The 19,630-nt window shown below is 62.0% G+C and carries 16 protein-coding genes and 3 pseudogenes; 10 read left to right on the top strand and 9 right to left on the bottom strand.

Annotation, left to right across the window (positions count from 1 at the left end; all coding sequences use genetic code 11):
• Positions 1-49: 49 nt before the first annotated feature.
• From M3I54_RS29655 to M3I54_RS29670, 4 genes and pseudogenes are all read right to left on the bottom strand, one after another.
• Positions 50-931: a proline/glycine betaine ABC transporter permease gene (locus M3I54_RS29655; protein ID WP_254342243.1), complete on the bottom strand. Its 882-nt coding sequence runs from the start codon at positions 929-931 to the stop codon at positions 50-52.
• On the bottom strand, positions 928-2,217 hold the full coding sequence (locus tag M3I54_RS29660) for a glycine betaine/L-proline ABC transporter ATP-binding protein (RefSeq protein WP_254342250.1): 1,290 nt from the start codon (positions 2,215-2,217) through the stop codon (positions 928-930). The genes M3I54_RS29655 and M3I54_RS29660 overlap by 4 nt, the downstream gene beginning before the upstream one ends.
• 567 nt (positions 2,218-2,784) lie before the next feature.
• Positions 2,785-3,885, bottom strand: coding sequence for a 2Fe-2S iron-sulfur cluster-binding protein (locus M3I54_RS29665; RefSeq protein ID WP_375542232.1), 1,101 nt, complete (start codon positions 3,883-3,885; stop codon positions 2,785-2,787).
• 52 nt (positions 3,886-3,937) lie between these two features.
• Positions 3,938-4,378, bottom strand: a pseudogene (locus M3I54_RS29670) (SRPBCC family protein); the annotation flags it as partial.
• A gap of 3 nt (positions 4,379-4,381) precedes the next feature.
• On the opposite strand from M3I54_RS29670, the pseudogene M3I54_RS29675 reads away from it, so the two are divergent.
• Both M3I54_RS29675 and M3I54_RS29680 read left to right on the top strand, forming a co-directional pair.
• Positions 4,382-4,849, top strand: a pseudogene (locus M3I54_RS29675) (LysR substrate-binding domain-containing protein); the annotation flags it as partial.
• Positions 4,850-4,886: 37 nt separating this feature from the next.
• The gene (locus M3I54_RS29680) at positions 4,887-5,477 is read left to right on the top strand and encodes a dimethylsulfonioproprionate lyase family protein (protein ID WP_254342254.1); all 591 of its coding nucleotides are present in this window, start codon (positions 4,887-4,889) and stop codon (positions 5,475-5,477) included.
• 28 nt (positions 5,478-5,505) lie between these two features.
• Here the strand turns inward: M3I54_RS29680 and arcD are convergent, their stop codons facing one another.
• Positions 5,506-6,969, bottom strand: coding sequence for an arginine-ornithine antiporter (arcD, locus tag M3I54_RS29685; protein ID WP_254342256.1), 1,464 nt, complete (start codon positions 6,967-6,969; stop codon positions 5,506-5,508).
• Between the two features lie 187 nt (positions 6,970-7,156).
• Between arcD and M3I54_RS29690 the strand changes: the two genes are divergently transcribed.
• The 7 genes from M3I54_RS29690 (at position 7,157) to M3I54_RS29720 (ending at position 15,163) form a co-directional block, all read left to right on the top strand.
• A complete protein-coding gene (locus tag M3I54_RS29690; protein WP_254342289.1) occupies positions 7,157-7,624 on the top strand; it encodes a YaiI/YqxD family protein in 468 nt (155 codons plus the stop codon).
• Positions 7,625-8,123: 499 nt separating this feature from the next.
• Positions 8,124-9,479, top strand: coding sequence for a lysine N(6)-hydroxylase/L-ornithine N(5)-oxygenase family protein (locus M3I54_RS29695; protein WP_254342265.1), 1,356 nt, complete (start codon positions 8,124-8,126; stop codon positions 9,477-9,479).
• Complete coding sequence (locus tag M3I54_RS29700) at positions 9,476-10,699, top strand: MFS transporter (RefSeq protein ID WP_254342267.1); 1,224 nt, start codon at positions 9,476-9,478, stop codon at positions 10,697-10,699. Before M3I54_RS29695 ends, M3I54_RS29700 begins: the two co-directional genes overlap by 4 nt.
• Complete coding sequence (locus M3I54_RS29705) at positions 10,689-11,288, top strand: GNAT family N-acetyltransferase (RefSeq protein ID WP_254342269.1); 600 nt, start codon at positions 10,689-10,691, stop codon at positions 11,286-11,288. The genes M3I54_RS29700 and M3I54_RS29705 overlap by 11 nt, the downstream gene beginning before the upstream one ends.
• A 21-nt stretch (positions 11,289-11,309) precedes the next feature.
• On the top strand, positions 11,310-13,202 hold the full coding sequence (locus tag M3I54_RS29710; protein ID WP_375542231.1) for an IucA/IucC family protein: 1,893 nt from the start codon (positions 11,310-11,312) through the stop codon (positions 13,200-13,202).
• A 2-nt stretch (positions 13,203-13,204) separates the two neighbouring features.
• Positions 13,205-13,978 (top strand): siderophore ferric iron reductase, encoded by a 774-nt coding sequence (locus M3I54_RS29715; protein ID WP_254342271.1) that lies wholly within the window; start codon positions 13,205-13,207, stop codon positions 13,976-13,978.
• A 9-nt stretch (positions 13,979-13,987) separates the two neighbouring features.
• Positions 13,988-15,163: an aromatic ring-hydroxylating dioxygenase subunit alpha gene (locus tag M3I54_RS29720; protein WP_254342273.1), complete on the top strand. Its 1,176-nt coding sequence runs from the start codon at positions 13,988-13,990 to the stop codon at positions 15,161-15,163.
• A 79-nt stretch (positions 15,164-15,242) separates the two neighbouring features.
• Here M3I54_RS29720 and M3I54_RS29725 read toward each other — a convergent pair whose 3' ends face one another.
• Positions 15,243-16,316 (bottom strand): alkene reductase, encoded by a 1,074-nt coding sequence (locus M3I54_RS29725; protein ID WP_254342275.1) that lies wholly within the window; start codon positions 16,314-16,316, stop codon positions 15,243-15,245.
• 104 nt (positions 16,317-16,420) lie between these two features.
• Here M3I54_RS29725 and M3I54_RS29730 point away from each other — a divergent pair, with 104 nt between their 5' ends.
• On the top strand, positions 16,421-17,293 hold the full coding sequence (locus M3I54_RS29730; RefSeq protein ID WP_254342278.1) for a LysR family transcriptional regulator: 873 nt from the start codon (positions 16,421-16,423) through the stop codon (positions 17,291-17,293).
• 85 nt (positions 17,294-17,378) lie between these two features.
• Here M3I54_RS29730 and M3I54_RS29735 read toward each other — a convergent pair whose 3' ends face one another.
• From M3I54_RS29735 to M3I54_RS29745, 3 genes and pseudogenes are all read right to left on the bottom strand, one after another.
• Positions 17,379-18,653 (bottom strand): DUF3443 family protein, encoded by a 1,275-nt coding sequence (locus tag M3I54_RS29735; protein ID WP_254342280.1) that lies wholly within the window; start codon positions 18,651-18,653, stop codon positions 17,379-17,381.
• A complete protein-coding gene (locus M3I54_RS29740; protein ID WP_254342282.1) occupies positions 18,650-19,144 on the bottom strand; it encodes a DUF2844 domain-containing protein in 495 nt (164 codons plus the stop codon). The genes M3I54_RS29735 and M3I54_RS29740 overlap by 4 nt, the downstream gene beginning before the upstream one ends.
• Positions 19,145-19,451: 307 nt before the next feature.
• Positions 19,452-19,630, bottom strand: a pseudogene (locus M3I54_RS29745) (IS256 family transposase); the annotation flags it as partial.

Raw genomic sequence — 19,630 nt, forward strand, 5'->3', positions numbered from 1 at the left:
ATTCCGTCATGGATGACCTGCCCATGATTTCAGGCAGGCATCCGGCTGGTCAGCTATGCGCCGCTTCGGTGGTGCCAGCTTTGCCCACTTTCGTGACGGGTCTCCTCTTCTTCGACTTCACACCAAACGTCTCCGTCAGGCGGTCCAGCACGATGGCCAGCAGCACGACGCCGAGACCACCTTCGAAGCCGATGCCGATGTCGAGGCGCTGGATGCCGCTCAACACATACTCGCCGAGGCCGCCTGCGCCGATCATCGAGGCAATCACGACCATCGAAAGCGACATCATGATGGTCTGGTTCACGCCGGCCATGATGGACGGCAATGCATTCGGCAGCTGGATCTTCCAGAGCAGTTGCGCGTCGGTGCTGCCGAACGAGCGGCCCGCTTCCAGCAATTCCTCGCGGACCTGGCGGATGCCGAGCGTCGTGAGCCGCACCACAGGCGGCATGGCGAACACGACGGTTGCGATTACGGCTGGCACACGGCCGAGGCCAAACAGGATCACGGCGGGAATCAGATAAACGAATGCCGGCATGGTCTGCATGAAATCGAGCAGCGAGCGCAGAATCATTTCGACCCGCTTGTTTCGCGCCCCCCAGATGCCGAGCGGCACGCCGACGATGAGGCTGAAAACCGTCGCGGCAACGACAAGGGCCAACGTAGCGACCGTTTGCGGCCACAGCCCCATGTAGTGAATAAGCAGCAGCGCGATACCGACGAACACCGCGAAGGCGATACCGCGGCGCCACAATGCGAACGCCACGAGAAAGACGAGCATCGCGACGAAGGGAATCGCCCCAAGGCCGTCTTCGAGCAGTTTGACGACTGCGCCCAGCGCCGCGGAAAAGGCGTTGAATCCGCCCTGGAAGTGATTGAAAAGAAAATTGACGGCGTTCTCTGCAAACTTGCCGATGACTGACGAATTCATGCTGCCCTCCGCTCCATAACCTGTTTGAGTATCGTTCGGCACGACACGACGCCCGCGAGCTTGCCTGCCGCGTCCGTCACCGGCACGTCGTGTTGCTGGCTCAGTGCGATCGCGGAGAGTTCGTGCAGGTCGGTGTCCAGCGACACCGTGCTCAAGTCCTTGAGCAACGCTTCTCGCAGGGGTTGGGCACCCGCCTTGTGCAGCGAAGCGGGCGTGACGCAGCCCTGATAGCGGCCAGCTTGATCGCACACATAGCCACACTCCGCGCCGCTATCGATCAGTTGATTGAGGTAACGCTCAGCGGGCGCGCCAACATCGCCGGAAATCAGACCGCGATCGACGCGGGTCAGCAGGCTGTCAGCCTTGAGGAAACGCGACACGTCGACGTGACGGAAGAAGTCCCGCACGTAGTCGTCCGCCGGAGACTGGATGAGTTCGGCCGGCGTGCCGACCTGAATCAGGCAGCCGTCCTTCATGATGCCGATACGGCCGCCGATCTTGATGGCCTCGTCGATATCGTGCGAAATGAAAACGATGGTTCGCTGCTCCTCCTTCTGGAGCCGCAGCAATTCGCTTTGCATTTCGAAGCGGATCAGCGGATCGAGCGCGGAGAAGGCTTCATCCATCAGCAGCACCGCAGGATTGACCGCCAGGGCGCGAGCCAGACCGACTCGCTGCTGCATGCCACCCGAAAGTTCGCCGGGCAGAAGCTTTTCGTATGACCCGAGTCCCACGCGCTTGAGCGCAGCCCGGGCGATTTCATAGCGCTCAGCCTTCTTCATGCCCGCGACTTCCAGGCCATACGAGATGTTGTCGAGCACCGTGCGGTTAGGCAGCAACGCAAACGACTGGAACACCATCGCCATCTTCTTGCGGCGCACTTCACGCAGTTCGGGCGTGGACATCGGCGCAATGTCGCGGCCTTCAAGAACGACTTGACCAGACGTCGGCTCGATCAGGCGATTGAGCAGCCGCACGAGCGTCGATTTGCCGGAACCCGAGAGGCCCATGATGACGAAGATTTCACCGGCCTTCACGTTGAGGCTGACGTCGTTGACCGCCACCATGTTGCCGGTGCGCTTGAAGACTTCATCGCGGCCCAGGCCTTGCTTGACCAGTTGCGCGGCAACCTCGGGCTTCGGGCCGAAAATCTTCGACAGGTTCTTGACCGTCAGAATGTCGGTTCCCGATATGGCGATGGGCCGGGCCACTGAAGGCGTACCCGCTGTGTTGATTGCGCCTGGCGGCAATGCGTCGCCCGGTGCGAACGTCAGATGAGGGGCCATTTGTCATCCCAACTGGCTGGTTCAAAAAATTGACGCTGGCGAACTCCGGTACGACCCGGCGTTCTAGCGTGGCGATTCAGCTAGCATCAGCGCTTGCCCGGCTTCGAATCCGTTACTTCGATGGATTCGCTTCTGGTGCGACCGTTGATGCAGTGAGTGCAGCGTAGCAATCCAAATCGCGCCCTCCCGCTACATTTTTTCGGCCCTTTCCCATACCTTTGGTAATGCGTGCGAGGCGCCAAGTGAGCGATGAAACGTTTAGCGAATCGGCGAATGACGCGAAGACCCTATATAGGTAGGGGCTTTGCGGGCAATTGAGTGTTGGGAATGGCCGCGTTTGGCCAATGATCGAGAAGCAGCGCACGCCGCGCAGAACAAGGGAAAGTCCTGGGGGGGATTTAGTCAGGGAAACTACCAGGAAAATGCGAGCGATTTTGCGAAAGCTCAGACAACAAAAAGGAATTGCCCCGGCGCGCCACGCAGCGCATTGCGGGACACGACAGGGCATTGGAGCATTTCAATTCAAGCTGAACAACGGTCGAAGCCATTCAGACTGCAGTCCCGCTGCTACATATCGAGAACGAGGTTTGAAGTTGGGCGGCTGCAGCACATTAACCGCATACCCTTCTCGATTTCGCGCGGACGAATGCCGCCGTTGTGCTTCATGTCCACGGAGCCTTCGAGCACCTTCGTCTTGCAGGTCCCGCATATGCCCTGGCTGCATGACGATGGCAAGGGCACACCGGCCTTACGCGCCGCGACGAGCACGGTCTGCGAGGCGTCCATCGTGAACGAGCGGCCCGAGCGCGCCAGTTGCACCGTAAAGGCGACCTGCGCGGCCGGCTCGGCGCTGGACTCAGTAACTGGTGCTTCGGCGCGCTCCACGGTCTCCGCGAAGTTGAAGCTCTCTTGATGATAGCGGGAGGTGTCATGCCCACCTTGCGCCAGCATCATTCTGGCAGCGTCCATATAACCGCCCGGTCCGCAGATGAACACTTCGCGGTCGCGGTAGTCCGGCACATGCTCCATCAACAGATCCAGGCTGAGGCGCCCCACGGGCCCCGACCAGTCCGGCTCGCTCCCGAGCGCTTCGCAGACGTGAACCACGCGCAATTTGTCCGAGAGCGCGCACAAGCCGGAAAGCTCGTTGCGAAAGACAATGTCTTCCGGCGTCCGCGCGCTATGAATGAACACGATGTCGCGATTCAGCCCCAGGTCGAGCGCCGCGCGCGTCATGGACATCAACGGCGTCACGCCCGATCCCGCCGAAAGATAGAGACTCTTTACAGCGGGTCCCGAAGACGGCGTGAACACGCCGGACGGCCCGAAGGCATTCAAGTCGACGCCCTCCCTCATGTTCTCGTGCAGCCAGTTCGACATGACGCCGCCCGGCGTGCGCTTGACCGTAATGGAAAGCGTATAGGGACGTGTGGGCGGCGAAGAGATCGTGTAGCAACGGCTGACCGCTTTACCGTCGATTTCAGCGGACACGGTAATGAACTGCCCCGGCTCGAAACTGAAATGACCGTCCCGCGTGCTGAACACGAATGTCCGCGCGTCGTGCGTCTCGGCGCACACGCGTATGCACGTCAGCGTGCGCTGTTCGTGACTCGGCCACTGCGCGTCAGCGCATTCCCACGTGCTCGCACTGCAAAAGCGATCAAGCATGTCCTGGCCCTGCCCGATGAAACATGAATCTGCGGCTACGTTCATGGCGACCTCACACTCCGTGCGCCTTCAGCTTCGCGTCGTACCAGCGCGAACACTGGTCCAACGCTGCCTCGGTGAAGTTCGAGAAAGGCCCGGGAATATAGGCCGGATCTTGCGTTCCCGCATGCGTGTTCCCAACGAGCTCCGCGTCCTGGGTCGTCGTCGCGACCCACACTTCAGTGAGCCTCTTCAGGTCGTAGTCCACGCCTTCAATCGCGTTTGCATGGACCAGCCAGAGCGTGCGCACGAGCGTCTTGTCCGGCGCGAGGGGCAAGCTGTAGGCGACCACGGCATGGTCGCTCATCACGTGAGTCCACGAATGATGGCCCCACATGTGGACGTCGCCGAGATCGCGGCGCTCGACTCCGCCCAGCAGCTTCGTGCAGGCCACTTTCGTGTCGAGCGTCTGCGATTCGTTTGCGCCCGAGATGACTAGCCGCTGAGTCCGGAAGTAGTGCGCTATGTGGACGGCAACTGGCCGGACGGGACTTCGACCTTGCTGTTCGATGTTGAAGTCTTTCCCGTATGCTCGCCGGCGTTCCTGGAGGAATACGGCACGCCTCGCTCGCTCGATGACCTGGCGAAGATGGCGCTCGTGGAGTCGGATGCCACGTCCGAAGGATGGATGGGCTGGAACGAATGGTTTCGCGCCGTCGGGTACCGGCCCGCGCGCCTGAACAAAGTGCTGCGGTGCAGCCTCTACACCGACGCCATTCAAGCCGTGAGATACGGACAGGGGATAGCCTTGGGCTGGAACAGACTAGTCGACGACTTGCTTCGTTCTGGAGATCTGGTCCGCATCGACCTCGCGACGTTACGGCCCAGCGACGCCTGGTTCGTCGTGGTGCCTCACGGCCGGACCATCACTCCAGTCATCACGCAGCTCATTGAGTGGCTGCGAGGCGAGCCGACGCGGCGCTGACTTCGTGAGTACGATCTACGCAACTACCGGAGCCCCCATGTATCAACGACATGAGAACCTCGAGCATTTCATTCGCGTTGCCCGAGCGCTGTTTCAGGCCCCAGCGCTGCCGGAGGCAGGCCGCCACCTGGCGGTGAAGGTATTCGAGCGTCTCGAACAACCGTCCGACGACGGCAAGCGCAACCGCGAACGCTACCCCGCCTGCGATCTCCTCGATTCATCGCTCGCACCACTGCTTGATGACACAACCAGTCTCGGCGACGCGGTCCGCGCTATCAAAATGCTTGAACCCGCTATCGGTTGGCAGCGGCGAACTTCCGGATCGATCGGAAGCAAAGACTATGTCGAGCAGCACGTGAACGGCATGATTTGCGGCCCCGGTGGCATGGAAAGCCGATACGACGTGCAGCTAGGGTTTTCGCTGCTCGCGCCTCACACACGGTACCCCGATCATCAACATCCCCCTGAAGAAGCCTATGTGCTGCTCAGCGCAGGGGAATTCCGCCAGCGCGACGGAGGCTGGTTCGATCCGGGCATCGGCGGCGGCCTGCACAATACGCCCAACAGCATGCACGCCATGCGCTCGGGAACCACCCCGCTCTTCGCGCTATGGTGCCTCCTGGTATAAGCGCGCATAGCGACTATCGGCCGCCCAATCAAAGGCTCAGCAACCCGCGATACAAACTGTAGCCTGCCACGACTGCGGCAACGAGCACGGCCGCGAATACGATTTTCTCCAGATGCGTAAAGATGTTCTGCCCGGCCTCGAGCCTCGCCTTGGCGAACAAGACGACGCTCGGCGCATAAAGCAGTGATGAAAGGAGAAGGTATTTCACGCCACCGGCATAAAGTAGCCAGGCCGCGTAGACCACGGAAACCGCAGCAATGATCAAATCCCTACGGCGCTCCTTTTTTGACAGTTCGTAAGTCTCGCCGCGAATGGCGAGCAGTAACGCATAGGTCGCCGACCAGAAGTAAGGCACGAGAATCATCGAGGTGGCGAGATAGATGAGCGAGAGGTACGTGCCTTTCGACACCAGCGTGATGAGCAGAAACACCTGCACCATGCCGTTGGTCAGCCATAACGCGTTGGCCGGCACCTGTCTTGCGTTTTCCTTGCGCAGGAACGCGGGCATCGTGCAGTCGCGCGCGGCCGAGAACAGAATCTCCGCACACAGCATGACCCACGAAAGCAGCGCGCCAGCCAGCGAAATGGCGAGCCCCACGCTCACCAGCACCACGCCCCAATGTCCGATAACGTGTTCGAGCACGCCCGCCATCGAGGGGTTCTTTAGCCCGGCGAGTTGATGCTGCGTCATGATGCCGAGCGCCAGCACGTTGACGAGCACCAGCACGAGAAGCACGATGAAAAATCCGATCACCGTGGCCTTGCCGACGCTCTTGCGGTCAGCGGCGCGCGCCGAGAAGACGGTGGCCCCCTCTATGCCGACGAACACCCAGACCGTGACGAGCATCATGTTCCGGACCTGATCCAGCACACCGCCCAGCGCCGGATTCGAGCGCGCCCAGACATCGGTCGAGAAGACATCCAGCCGAAACGCGAGGAGGCAGATGAGGATGAAAAGGACGAGCGGAACGATCTTCGCAATCGTCGTGATCTGATTGATGAAACTCGCTTCTTTTATGCCGCGCAGCACCAGAAAATGCACGCTCCACAGCAGCACCGAGGAGCAGGCGATTGCGGGTAACGTATTGCCTTCACCGAAGACTGGGAAAAAATACCCGAGCGTGCTGAATAGCAGCACGTAGTATCCGACGTTGCCAAGCCACGCGCTGATCCAGTAGCCCCAGGCCGAGGCGAAGCCCATGTAATTGCCGAATCCGGCCTTGGCGTATGCGTAGACGCCGCCATCGAGATTCGGCTTGCGGTTGGCGAGCGTCTGAAATACCAGCGCGAGGGCCAGCATGCCGAAGGCCGTAATGACCCAGCCAATCAGAACGGCGCCTACGCCGGCGGAAGCGGCCATATTCTGCGGCAATGAAAAGATGCCGCCGCCGATCATCGAGCCGACGACGAGGGCAACGAGCGCGCCCAGCCGCAGCCCGTTTGTGTCCCTGTGTTCCCCGGCGGCATCAAACCCGTGGGTAGCGTCGCTCATATCTGCTCCGTCTTCGCAGTGTCAGGTCGGGGGCATCCGGCTCCATCGCCAGATCAATGTTGGCAGGAATGCAGGCAAATGCAAGGAAAACGCAGTGCAACCGGCAACGACAGGAAACGTCGGGCAATGCGCGGAGCATCGCCGGCATTGCGATATGATCGCGCTTTACTGTGCCGGGAATATCTACATGCACGTGCTGGTCGACGCTGACGCCTGCCCCACCGTCATCAAGGACATGTTGTTTCGGGCCGCGCGGCGTGCCGAAGTCCAGGTGACGCTGGTGGCAAACCAATATCTGCGCACACCGCCGTCGCCCTTCATCAAGTCGATTCAGGTGCCGGCGGGATTCGACGCGGCCGACGCCCGTATTGTCGAACTGGTCGAGCCGGGCGATCTCGTGATCACCGCCGATATACCGCTTGCCGCTGCGGTACTCGAAAAGAACGCGCAGGCGCTCGATCCGCGCGGCAACTGGTTCACGCGCGAGAATATTCAGGAACGGCTGACGATGCGCGACGTGATGGATCAACTGCGCAATGCAGGCATCGAAACGGGCGGTCCGGCTCCGTTCAGCGCGCGTGACAGCAAGGCGTTTGCCAGCCAGCTCGACCGATTTCTCGCACGGCATAGTCCGCCGCCGCGCAAGACCGAGTAATGGCGGAAAGCGAGCCACGTTTGTGATCATCGCGTCATGATTGCCAAGAAGCCGTGGCCCCGCGCACGCGAATCGCGCGCGATTAGAGCCCAAATGTTCCCTGCGCGCATCTAACCCCTGCAGTCCACAGGGTCTTTTGTCAGATGATTTGACGCCCAAAATGCGGTGCCGCGGCTACGAACCGCACTGTCGCCCTACCGTAGCCAATCGCCCGTTCACCCCGGCGCAGCCGGACTTTGCCCCCGATCGAGCATGCCGGCCATGATGCGTATTGGGCAGGCACGATAGTTCGGCATCCTCACCGCTGTGCGTTTTGCCCTTGTCATTGGGCGGCGAGTTTCCTATTATCATCAGACGAGAATCACTCTCATTCGCATCTAAACGCCACACGCCAGCGCAACCGGTTACGCGGTTGCGCCTCGTGAGCCTTCTCGCCGTCTTCGTCCATCGATGATGGTAACTCCACATGGTCCTTTCCGATCCAGGTGAAAGTTCAATTATGAGTAGAACTAATGTCAATCCAGGTCCGCCCTTGGCCGTGCTCGACTTCGTGGCAATCGGCCTCGGGCCGTTCAATCTGAGTCTCGCCTGCCTGGCCGATCCGATCCGCGATCTGCGCGGCCTATTCCTCGAACGCAACGAGGACTTCGACTGGCACCCGGGCATGCTGATCGACGACACCACGCTGCAAAACCCGTTTCTCGCCGACCTCGTGAGCCTCGCGGATCCCAAAAGCAAGTTCAGCTTCCTCAACTACTGCAAGCAGGAAGGCAAACTCTATGCGTATTACATTCGCGAGCGCTTTTATCTGAGCCGCGCCGAATATAACCGCTACTGCAAATGGGCTATCAGGCAGCTTTCGAGCATCGCGTTCGGCTCGAGTGTGGAGCACGTTGAATACGACGCCCAGCAAGGCCATTACGTGGTGCGCGGTCGGCACGTGCGCACCGGCCAGCCGTTCACGCATCGCGCCGCGCGCCTCGTGATCGGCGTGGGTTCCGTCCCGCAGTTGCCGCCGTGCTGCGGCGAGCTGCGCGCGCGCTGCATCCATAGCGCGCATTACGTGGCGCGCAAAGCCGAGCTGCAGCAAAAGCGCTCGATCGCCGTGATTGGCAGCGGTCAGAGCGCAGCCGAGATATTCTACGACCTGCTCAAGGAAAGCGACGAGCACGACTACACGCTCACATGGATCACGCGTTCGCCGCGTTTTTTCCAGATGGAAAACACAAAGCTCACGCTGGAAATGATCTCGCCCGACTATATCGACTACTTCTACAACCTGCCGGACGGCGTGCGCGAAAACATCATCGCCAAGCAGGACAGTCTCTACAAAGGCGTGAACGCCTCGCTCATCAACCAGATTTACGACCTGCTCGACGACCGCCGCAGCCGCGGCAGCAACAGCGCGCGCCTCATCACCAATTCCGAGCTGAGCGCCTGCCATCACGACCGCATCGACGACCGCTTTCACCTGCGCTTCGTGCAGCGCGACGAGGGCGTGCAATATACCCATGTCACGGACGGCGCGATCTTCGCGACCGGCTATGGGCAGAACGTGCCCGGCTTCATCGACGGCATTCGCGCTCGCATCCGCTGGGACGACAAGGGGCGCTACCGTCTCTCGCGCAACTATGCGATCGACGTGAGCGGGCGCGAGATCTTCGTGCAAAACGCGGGGCTCTACAGCCACGGCCTGACCAACCCCGATCTTGGCATGAGCTGCTATCGCAACTCCTGCATTCTGCGCGAGCTGACCGGCGTGGAGCACTACAAGATTGAACGGCGTATCGCACTCCAGGACTTCTCGGTGCCCGACACCGAAGCGTTTGTGAAGACGCCGCTGGAGGCGCAATGAAGCTGCGCAGCACGATTATCCTGATGACGATCTTCGCCGTCGTCAGCGACGCGATCCTGATTCCGTTCTACCCGCAATTCTTCGCCGCGCGCTATGGCGTGACGAGCCCTGTGCATGCGGGCGCTTACGTGGCGTTCATCTCCATTGTCGTCATGCTCACGCTACCGCTGTGGGCGCGCATTGCGAAGCGCCTCGACGCCATGCATCTGCTCGTCTACACGCAGTGTGCCGCGGGCGTGCTTTCGGTAGCGAGCTACTTCGCGGCGACGGTGCCGCTCTTCTGGATGCTCTCGCTCGCGATGTTCGCGTGCAAAAGCAGCTATCTGCTGATGTACCCGTACATGATGCGGCTCGAAGCGAAGGAATCGCATGCGCATACCATCGGCGTGCTTTCGGTGGTGGTGCACTTCGGCGCGATTGCGGGCGCGGTGGCAGGCGGCTTCGTCATGCAGGTCTGGGACGCGCATCACTGCATCTTCGCCATGGCCGCCGGCGACTTCGTGCAGATGGCGATCTGCCTTGCGCTGATCCGCACCCATGGCATCGCGCGGCGCTGCCGGTTTGCGGGCGTGGCCGATGAAACGCAGGTCAAGCCGGGTCTGCGTGCGCGCATGCCGATCCTGCGCCTCGCTCTGCTCATGCTCGCGTTCGAATTCTGCGTGTATCTCATCCGGCCGTTCATGGCGTCGTATTGGCAAGCGGTCACCCACGCGCCCGGCGAGCTGGTTTCGGGGCTCGTGTTCGCCATTCCGGGCATGGTCGCGCTCGTCGCGCTGCGCCTGAACAAGCGCCTCGCCTCGCAGGGCAAGCGCGTGCCCGACCACATGCTCGCGAACCTGTTGCTGTGTACCGCCGGCATGCTGCTGCAAGGCGTGGAGGCGCCGCTGTGGATCGTCGCGGGTCGCGTGATGTTCGGCTGGGCGCTGTTCCAGATCGTCGTGAAGCTCGACGTGACGATGTTCGCATTGAGCACGCCCGCCTCGTATGCCGCCGATTACAGCGTCATCAACTTCTTCCAGAACCTTGGCGTGCTGCTGGCCTCGTTCGCGGCCGGCGCCATTGTCGACGATGCGGGCATGCGTGCGCCGTTCTTCGTTGCGTCCGTGGGCCTCGTTTTCACGGCGCTCGCGAGCGTCTGGCTGCTCGCCCAGCCGCGCGCCAAGGAGGCCGCCCTTTCCAACCCGATTGCCGAAACAGGAGTCACCGCCCGTGCGAACTGAAATCGCCGCTGACGAAATTGCGCTGCGTCATGTCCCGGCTGCACGCATGGCCAGGCTCGAGGCCTTTCACATCCGCCCGCTCGACGCGCAACGCGACGCGCCCACGCTGCACCGCTGGTTCATCGAAGAACGCGCCGCGTTCTGGAACATGCGCGACAAGAGCGTGGCGGACGTGGCCGCGTTTTATCAGGCTATCGAGGACGCGGGGCACGCGCGAGCCTGGCTCGGGTTGCAGGATGACACACCCGCCTTCCTGTTCGAAAGCTACGACCCGGTTCACGAAGAGATCGGCGAGCACTACGACGTGTGCGCAGGCGACCTCGGCATGCATCTGTTCGTCGGACCTGCTGCCAGGCGTACATCGGGCTATACGCGCCACGTGTTCGAAACGCTCATGGCGTTCCTGTTCGAGCGCCTTGGCGCACAACGTGTCGTCGTCGAGCCGGATGCGCGTAACACACGTATACATGCTCTGAATCGCGCGGTGGGCTTCGTATATACGAAGGACGTCGCGTTTCGCGAGAAGACCGCGTCGCTCGCGTTCTGCACACGAACCGCTTTTTACGCTTGCATTACGCAGGATCACTAAATTCAATAAGGACATCGCATCATGAATCACGTCGCAACCCAGGCTTCCATGCAACATGTTCTCCTCACGCCCCACGAGGCTACCGCCCACCTTACTCCCGAGGTGTGGCAGCGCGCGAACCGCATGCTGGTGCGCAAGGCCATTGCCGAGTACGCACACGAGCTGATCGTCGAGCCACAGCGTGCAGGCGATGCGCCCGGCGAGCACTACGCGCGCTATGCGCTGGAATCCGACGACGGCACACGCGTCTACACCTTCGATGCGCGCCTGCTCGCGCTGCGCCACTGGAGCATTCGCGCCGAAACCATCGTGTGTTCGCAGGATGGCGCGCCGCAACCGCTGGACGCGCTCGCCTTCATTCTCGACGTGAAAGCGCGGCTTGGCATCAAGGAGGAAATGCTGCCCATTTACCTCGATGAAATCAGCAGCACGCTGTATGGCGCGGCCTACAAAGCTGTGAAAGATGGTCCGAACACGTCCGAACTCCTCGATGCCGATTTTCAGGCGATCGAATCCGCGATGAGCGAGGGCCATCCGGGCTTCGTCGCCAACAACGGCAGGCTCGGCTTCGACGCGGGCGACTATCACGCGTTCGCGCCCGAGGCGGGCTCGCCGGTCCAGATCGTCTGGCTCGCCGTGCACAAGGAGAATGCAGCGTTCCACAGCGCCGCCGACCTCGACTACGAACAGCTCATGGAAGAAGAACTGGGCGTGCAGACCATCGCGCGCTTTCGCTCGATGGTCGAAGCACGTGGCGTGGACTTTGCGGACTATCGGCTGATGCCGGCGCACCCGTGGCAGTGGTTCAACAAGCTTTCGATCGCGTTTGCGAGCTATGTCGCGACCAACCGCATCATTTGCCTCGGCTTCGGCGAGGACCGCTATCTGGCCCAGCAGTCGATCCGCACGTTCTTCAATCTCTCTGACCGTTCGAAACGCTATGTGAAGACGTCACTCTCGATTCTCAACATGGGCTTCATGCGGGGGCTCTCGCCGTACTACATGTCGGGCACGCCCGCCATCAACGACTTCATCAAAGGCCTCGTGGCGAGCGATCCTTATCTGCAGGACAAAGGGTTCACCATGCTGCGCGAAGTCGCGTCCATCGGTTTTCGCAATCGCTATTACGAAGCGGCCGTCCAGGTGGATAGCCCCTACAAGAAGATGTTTTCGGCACTCTGGCGCGAGAATCCGCTCAGGCTCGCGGCACAAGGCCAGCGGCTCATGACCATGGCCGCGCTGCTGCATACGGACCGCCATGGCGAGGCGCTGCTGCCCGCGCTGATCGAGGCTTCGGGGCTCACGGCGCAAGCCTGGCTCGAGCGCTACATGGAGGCGTACCTGGCTCCCCTCGTCCATTGCTTTTACGCGCACGATCTCGTGTTCATGCCGCACGGCGAGAATCTCATCCTGGTGCTCGAAAATCATGTGCCTGTGCGCGCGATCATGAAGGACATCGCGGAAGAATCTGCAATCCTTAACAAGGACGCGCAGCTTCCGGAAAACGTCAAGCGCCTCGCCGTGGACGTGCCCGAGCGCGTCAAGCTGCTCGCGATCTTCATCGACGTGTTCGACGGCTTTTTCCGCTACATGAATCAGGTACTCGTCGAGCACGGTTGCTGCACGGAAGACCAGTTCTGGGACTCGGTGGCGCGCTGCGTCGCGCGCTATCAGGACGAGCACCCGCAACTCGCGCGCAAATACGCCGATTACGACCTCTTCGCGCCCGTGTTCCTGCACTCGTGCCTGAACCGTCTGCAGCTGGGAAACAACCTGCAGATGGTCAATCTCGCCGATCCCGCGGGCAATCTGAAGATGGCGGGCAATCTGCGCAATCCGCTGGCGGGCAGGCGCGGCGCGCCGCGAGATGCCGCGCAGGCGAATGGCATGAGCGCCGAAGCGGTCGCGGCATAAGCATGGCCGCAAACCGCGCGCTCGACGACATGCTGCATCTCGCCGCGCGGCTCGTACCGGGGTTGCAGGGCGTGGTAGCCGCGCGACCCGCACAAGGCATCGTGCATACGCGCCCTGCACCGCCCAACAGCGAAACCAATCGCGCTGCGCTCGATGCGCTCTTTACCTTCTGGTCGCGCACCTACCCCGAAGCGGGCCGCCCCTACTGGTCGTCGCGCTGCTGGGGCATCCTGATCTGGCAACCGCTCTACTTGAGCGTGATCGGGGTGCATGCGGCTGGCGTGTCCCTGTCGCTGGCGGACATCGCGCAGCCCATTGCCGAGGGCTGGACCCGCGAGGTCCGCATACGCGATCACGAACCGGCGCAGGGCGACACGCACGCGCTGATCACGCACGCCGCACGCGAAATCCTCTCGTGTTGCGAGCAGATGGACGACGAGTTGATGCCGGTGATCCGTCTGAATCCAGCATCGGCGCGCGGCACGCAAGCCGACGTGGTGCTCGCCGCACTGCTTGCGGCGCGCAAGGCGCAGCCCGCATGGAGTGACGCACAGGTCGAGGCGCACGGCCGGCAATGGCTCGCGGCGCTCGGCCTGCAAGGCTACTCAGGCTATTTCCCGTTCTCGCGCACGAACGGCGCAAGCGCGCTCGCGCTGGAGCGTCGCACCTGCTGCTACCACTATCGCCGCCGCGACGGCGGACTCTGCAGCACCTGCCCGCGGCTCGCAAAGCATGAACGCATCGTGCGCCTGAACGCGCAACACGAAACAGGATGAACCCGACCGATGAACGATATCAGTGACCTCGCGCATCTCGCGCTGCCGCCCGATACGGAGGAAGCGCACGGGCAATTGCCCGCGAGCGCCTATTTCGACGAGGCGCTGTTCGAGCGCGAGATGGCGCGTATCTTCGCGCACTCGGCGCTATACGTGGGCCACGAACAGTCGGTGCCCGAGCGCGGCGACTGGCGGCACCTGCCGCAGGATGAAGGCGGCCGCGTGCTGGTGCGCGGCGAGAGCGGCGTGCAATTGCTCTCGAACGTCTGCCGCCATCGCCAGGCGCTCATGCTGGGCGGCATGGCTGGCAACGTCGCTGCGACCGGCGGTGCCCCCGCGCAAGGCAATCTCGCCGCGAGCGGCGGCAACATCGTGTGTCCATTGCATCGCTGGACGTACGCTCCTGGCGGCGAACTGATCGGCGCGCCCGAGTTCGAGCGCAAGCCGTGCCGCAATCTCGAACGTTTCGAACTGCGAAATTGCCATGGGCTGCTCTATGAAGGACCTCGCGAGCCCGCGCGCGACATGGCGCGCGTGTTCGCCCGACCGGAGTTCGACTTCTCCGAGTACGTGCTCGATCACGTCGAAACGCATACCTGCCGGTACAACTGGAAAACTTTCATCGAAGTCTATCTGGAGGACTATCACGTCGCGCCATTCCATCCAGGGCTCGGGCGCTTCGTAACCTGCGAAACGCTCGACTGGGAATTCGCCGAGACGTACAGCATGCAGCGCGTGGGCGTGCACGCCGCGCTTGCGCAGCCGGGTTCGGAAATCTATCGCGCGTGGCACGATAGATTGCTCGATTATCGCGGCGGCGCGGCGCCCGAGTTCGGCGCCATCTGGCTCGCGTATTTCCCCACGCAGATGATCGAGCTATACCCGCACGTGCTCGTGGTCTCGACGCTGTATCCGAAGAGCCCGCAGGAAACGCTCAACGTGGTGGAGTTCTACTACCCTGAAGAGATCGCGGCATTCGAGCGCGAGTTCATCGACGCCCAGCGCGCTGCGTATCTGGAGACGATGATCGAGGACGACGAGATCGCCGAGCGCATGGACGCGGGACGCCTGCGCCTCCACAGGCGCGGCATCAGCGACGCCGGGCCGTATCAGTCGCCGCTCGAAGACGGCATGCGCCATTTCCATGCGTGGTATCGGCGCGCCCTCGCGGGGCCTCTCGCGTGAGCCACGCGAAACCGCGCTGGGCAGACGGCTTCGCATTGACGCGGCGAATGGAACGCACGCCCCGCACCTGCTCGTCCCGTCAGGCGCCAGCCACTTCGCTCAAGCTGGGATAGTCCGTATAGCCTTGCGCGGCGCCCCCAAAGAAGCCGTTGCGTTCCGCCGCGTTCATCGCCGCGTTGCGCTGCAGGCGGGTGACGAAATCCGGATTCGCCAGCACCATCTGACCGTAGGACTCCAGATCCGCCAGCCCCGTCGCCACATCGTCGCCAATCTGTTCGCGCGGGCGGCCTGCCCGGTTCACGATCAACGCGCCCTTCCACAGCTTGCGAATGTCGCCCAGCAGCGCCTCGTCGCCCTGATGCGCGATGTGCAGATAGGCGAGCCCCAGCTTGTCGAGTTCGGCCACCAGATAGTGGTAAAGATCGGGGCCTTGCGCGCCTTCGTCGATGCCCCACAGCGTCGCGCCAGGCGAAAGCCGGATGGCCGTGCGGTCCGCGCCGATTTCCCCGGCAATGGCGGCCGCGACTTCAAGCGCAAAGCGTGCGCGGTTTTCAATCGAGCCGCCGTATTCGTCGGTGCGCATATTGGCGCTCGGCGCGAAGAACTGCTGAACCAGATAGGCATTCGCGCCGTGGATTTCGACACCGTCCGCGCCGGCATCGACCGCGCGGCGGGCGGCGGCGCGGAAATCCAGGACGGTGCGGCGGATTTCCTCGGTACTCAGGGCACGCGGCACGGGAATGTCCTGCATGCCGCTGGCCGTGAACATGGCCGTGCCCGGCGCAATGGCGGAAGGCGCGACACCCACGCGGTGGTGCCGCGTATTGTCGGGATGCGACATGCGGCCGGCGTGCATGAGCTGAATGAAGAGATGGCCGCCTCTCGCATGCACGGCCGATGTGACCTTTTTCCACCCGGCGACATGCGCATCGCTATAAATGCCGGGGGTGGTGAGGTAGCCCTGTCCATCTTCCGAAGGCTGCGTACCTTCGGAGACGATCAATCCGACGCTCGCACGCTGGGCGTAATACTCGGCGGCCAGTTCTCCGGGCGTGCCGTCGGCCAGCGCGCGCGAGCGGGTCATGGGCGCCATGACCAGACGGTTTGGCAGCGTATAACGCCCGACGCGCACGGAATTGAAAAGCTTGCTCATGATGATCACCTCGACTGGTTTGGATGGGTGCATCATCGCCTGCTTCACGATTGGGATAAATATGGTAATTTGGATATCATTGATCCGTTGATGGAGCAGTCAAGGTGGAACTACTGAACGACATGGCCTTGTTCGTGGAGGTCGTCAAAGCCAGGGGGTTTCGCAGCGCCGCAGACGCGATAGGGATGCCGAACTCCACCATTTCACGCCGCATCAGCGGCCTGGAAAAAGCAATCGGACTGCGCCTGCTGCATCGCACGACGCGCAAGATCGAGTTGACCGAAGCGGGCCAGATCTACTTCGAGCGCTGCAAGCGCATTGTCGATGAAGCCCGCCTCGCGCACGAGCAGCTAGGCGACATGGTCGCGCAGCCGAGCGGCGTGCTACGGGCCTCGTTCCCGGTCGATTTCGCCGTCACCTACCTCGCGCCCTTGATCGCTGAATTCGCCCGCCTGTACCCGGCCATCTCCTTCGATTTCGAACTGAATCCGCGGCGTGTCGATCTGGTGAGCGACCCGTTCGATGTGGCGATTCGCATCGGGGAGTCCGAAAGCTCGCAACTCATCGCGCGTCCGCTGGCGTCGCTCACGCCATACCTCTATGCCTCGCCGGGCTATCTCGAGCGGGCTGGCGAGCCAGGCAAACCGGGCGACCTGGAACAGCACGAATGCCTGGTCATCCTGAAGGCTGACACGTGGACCTTGCACGACGCAAAGCGCACGAGCACCGTGAAGGTGGGCGGACGATTCACGCTCAACAGCGTCGGCATGATCCGACGCCTCGCCGCGCTCGATATGGGCATCGTGCTGTTGCCGGAAGAAGTCGTGGCAGACGAGGTGGCCAGTGGAACGTTGCGCCGGATTCTGCCGCAGTGGCATGGCACGCCCACTTCGGTCTACGCCATTACGGAAACGCGTCTGCTGCCGGCCAAAACGCAGCGCTTCATTGAGTTTCTTCGGGAGCGGCTGGCGCGCTAGCAAGCCCAAAAAACAAAGGGCGATCTCGCATCAACAGCGTGATCGCCCTTTTGCCGCGTCGGGAATGTACGCGGTCAATCAGCCATTAGAACGCGACGTAAGGCGCGGTCCCGCCAGGCGCCGTCCTGCCCGCAATCGCGAAGTAGACGTTGCGCCCGAAGAAGAACGGCAAGCCCCAGTCGAACGTGCTGCTGATTCCCGTCGCCGCGAGATTGTTGAAAGCCGAGGCGCGTGTACTCGCAAGCGTGTTTTCGTTGGCGACCATGAAGGACATGGTCACGGGCGTCGTGGCTCCCGCGTTGCCAAAGGCTGTCGCCGTCAACGCCGTGGTGGCCGTCGGGCAGTACCACCCGGTCCCCCCGGCACACTGGTTAATCGAACTGTCGACGAAAAACAGGCCGTTGGATCCACTGTCGACGTATGACTCGGCCAACACCTGCCCGTTGTACCTGGTGGAGATGAACAGGCTCGCGTCATAGCCCAGCACCGACGTCGCGCTGAACGTGTTGTTCGATTGCGTTCCTATCCCGAAGACGAGCGAACCATCGACGGACGCCTGTCCCGCTGCCGAAATGGCGGGCAACTCGACGATGACGCCGTTGTTGTCCTGCGGGAAGAGTGCCACCGGATTCTGCGTCTGGGCCGACGCGGTCACTGCCGTCGACGTGCAGGCTCCGGTCGTCGTGTTACAGGAATAGTAATAGCCGTTCGACGCATTGCTCGTGCAGCCCGGGCAATCCTCCACGAGATTCGCAACGCCCAGAATCCCGTTTGCGCCAATGACTGACGGCGAGTCCGCGAGAGTGACGCCACAGGCGCTGGGTGCAGCAGGAAATCCGCCCGGCGTACCGTCAATCATCATCGGCACGTTGCTGGCAACTTCGCCAGCCAGCTTGATATCGGCAGTAGCCACCGGCCCCCAGAAATATCGGCCGTCCACGAACGGATAGCACTCGCCAAGGACATTCCCGCTGCCGTCCTTTTGCTCGGGAAGCGAGCTGGCCAGGGCGCCAAGCGCCGAGGCCGTAAGGCGCAGCCCGACCGAACCGGTGTCCACGATGACGTCACTCACGACCGTACATTGCGTGGTGCCGTGGAGGCACACCGTCACCGTGGCCACCGGGAGATTGGGCGCATAGCCGCTACCGCCAGGCGCCAATGTGGTGTCCACTCGAATCGGCAGGACGTTACCGGTGCCCAGCGAAGGGTCGCTCGAGTTCCCACCGTTGCCCGTGCCCGAATTCGGTGTGCTCGATTGCGCGGTCTGGCCACCGTTACCGCTGCTACCGCCACCGCCACCGCACGCGGCCAGCACGACACAGACCACCATTACCCAAAATGCGTTACGAATCGAGCTCATTTCAGGTCCTCCGGCGTGACACCCGTCGGAACCGCAGCCGGCAACCAGGCCGTGCCTCGCATATTGTTCATCCGGCCGCCTCCCACATATCTCATCTGCGCCGACTCGACCGCTACGTGTCGATGCAGGTCAGCGTGGGTCGGCGACTGCAGCGCGGCCTTGTATTCGGAGAAGTAAGTACCGAACAATTGCGAAAGGTCCGGCGGGCGCGGCCCGCTCCAGGACACGGCGAAGACCTGCCCGGCTGCATTCGCGTATTCGCGTACCGTCGTGCCGGTGGGCAGCGTGATGACCTGGGTGGTGTAGGTCGAAGTCGATGACGTCGAGGTCAATTGCCCTCTGAGCGCGGACGCTTCGATTTGAAGTGAGTCGAGCCTCCCGCCCAAGGCGGCCTGTGCAGAAGACTCGCAAATTGCAAATGAAGCGACGCCTGCCATTGCAGCGATCAGCAAGGCGCGTTTTCCCCGGAATTGATAAGGACGTACTCTCATGTTTTTCTCGTTTTTACTCTCTTATTAATCGAGGCCGCCCGCACAGGAAGTGGATACGGCCTCGTGTTGGCACAACATTTATTCGTTTATTTTCTCAGTCGCCCTCAGTCAGCTTCAGTCATTGAGCTTTTGTTTGGCGAGACGAGCATCACCTCGGCTATCCTGGCCGTTATCCTCGATCTGATAAACGCGCGTACATACCGCGGGAAGCTCGGGCGGGTCCTGGGCGATTCCCCATGGGAGTGTCTGAATTTTTGTGTGCAAGGCAGATAAAAGCCTGCCGTCTGGCAGGCTCATCAATTGCATTCTACAAATGATTTCTGGTGAAGCGATCCTCGTAGAGGATCGCGAACTGGTTCATCGCGGCTTTCCAGTCATGCGCGGCACGGCTCCAGTCAGCCGTGATATTGCGCAAGGCCAGCCAGAGCAGTTTGGTCGCGGCCTCGTCCGTCGGGAAGTGCCCACGCGTCTTGACGATCTTGCGTA

The sequence above is a fragment of the Paraburkholderia sp. CNPSo 3274 genome, from assembly GCF_024206475.1.
Lineage (GTDB): Bacteria > Pseudomonadota > Gammaproteobacteria > Burkholderiales > Burkholderiaceae > Paraburkholderia.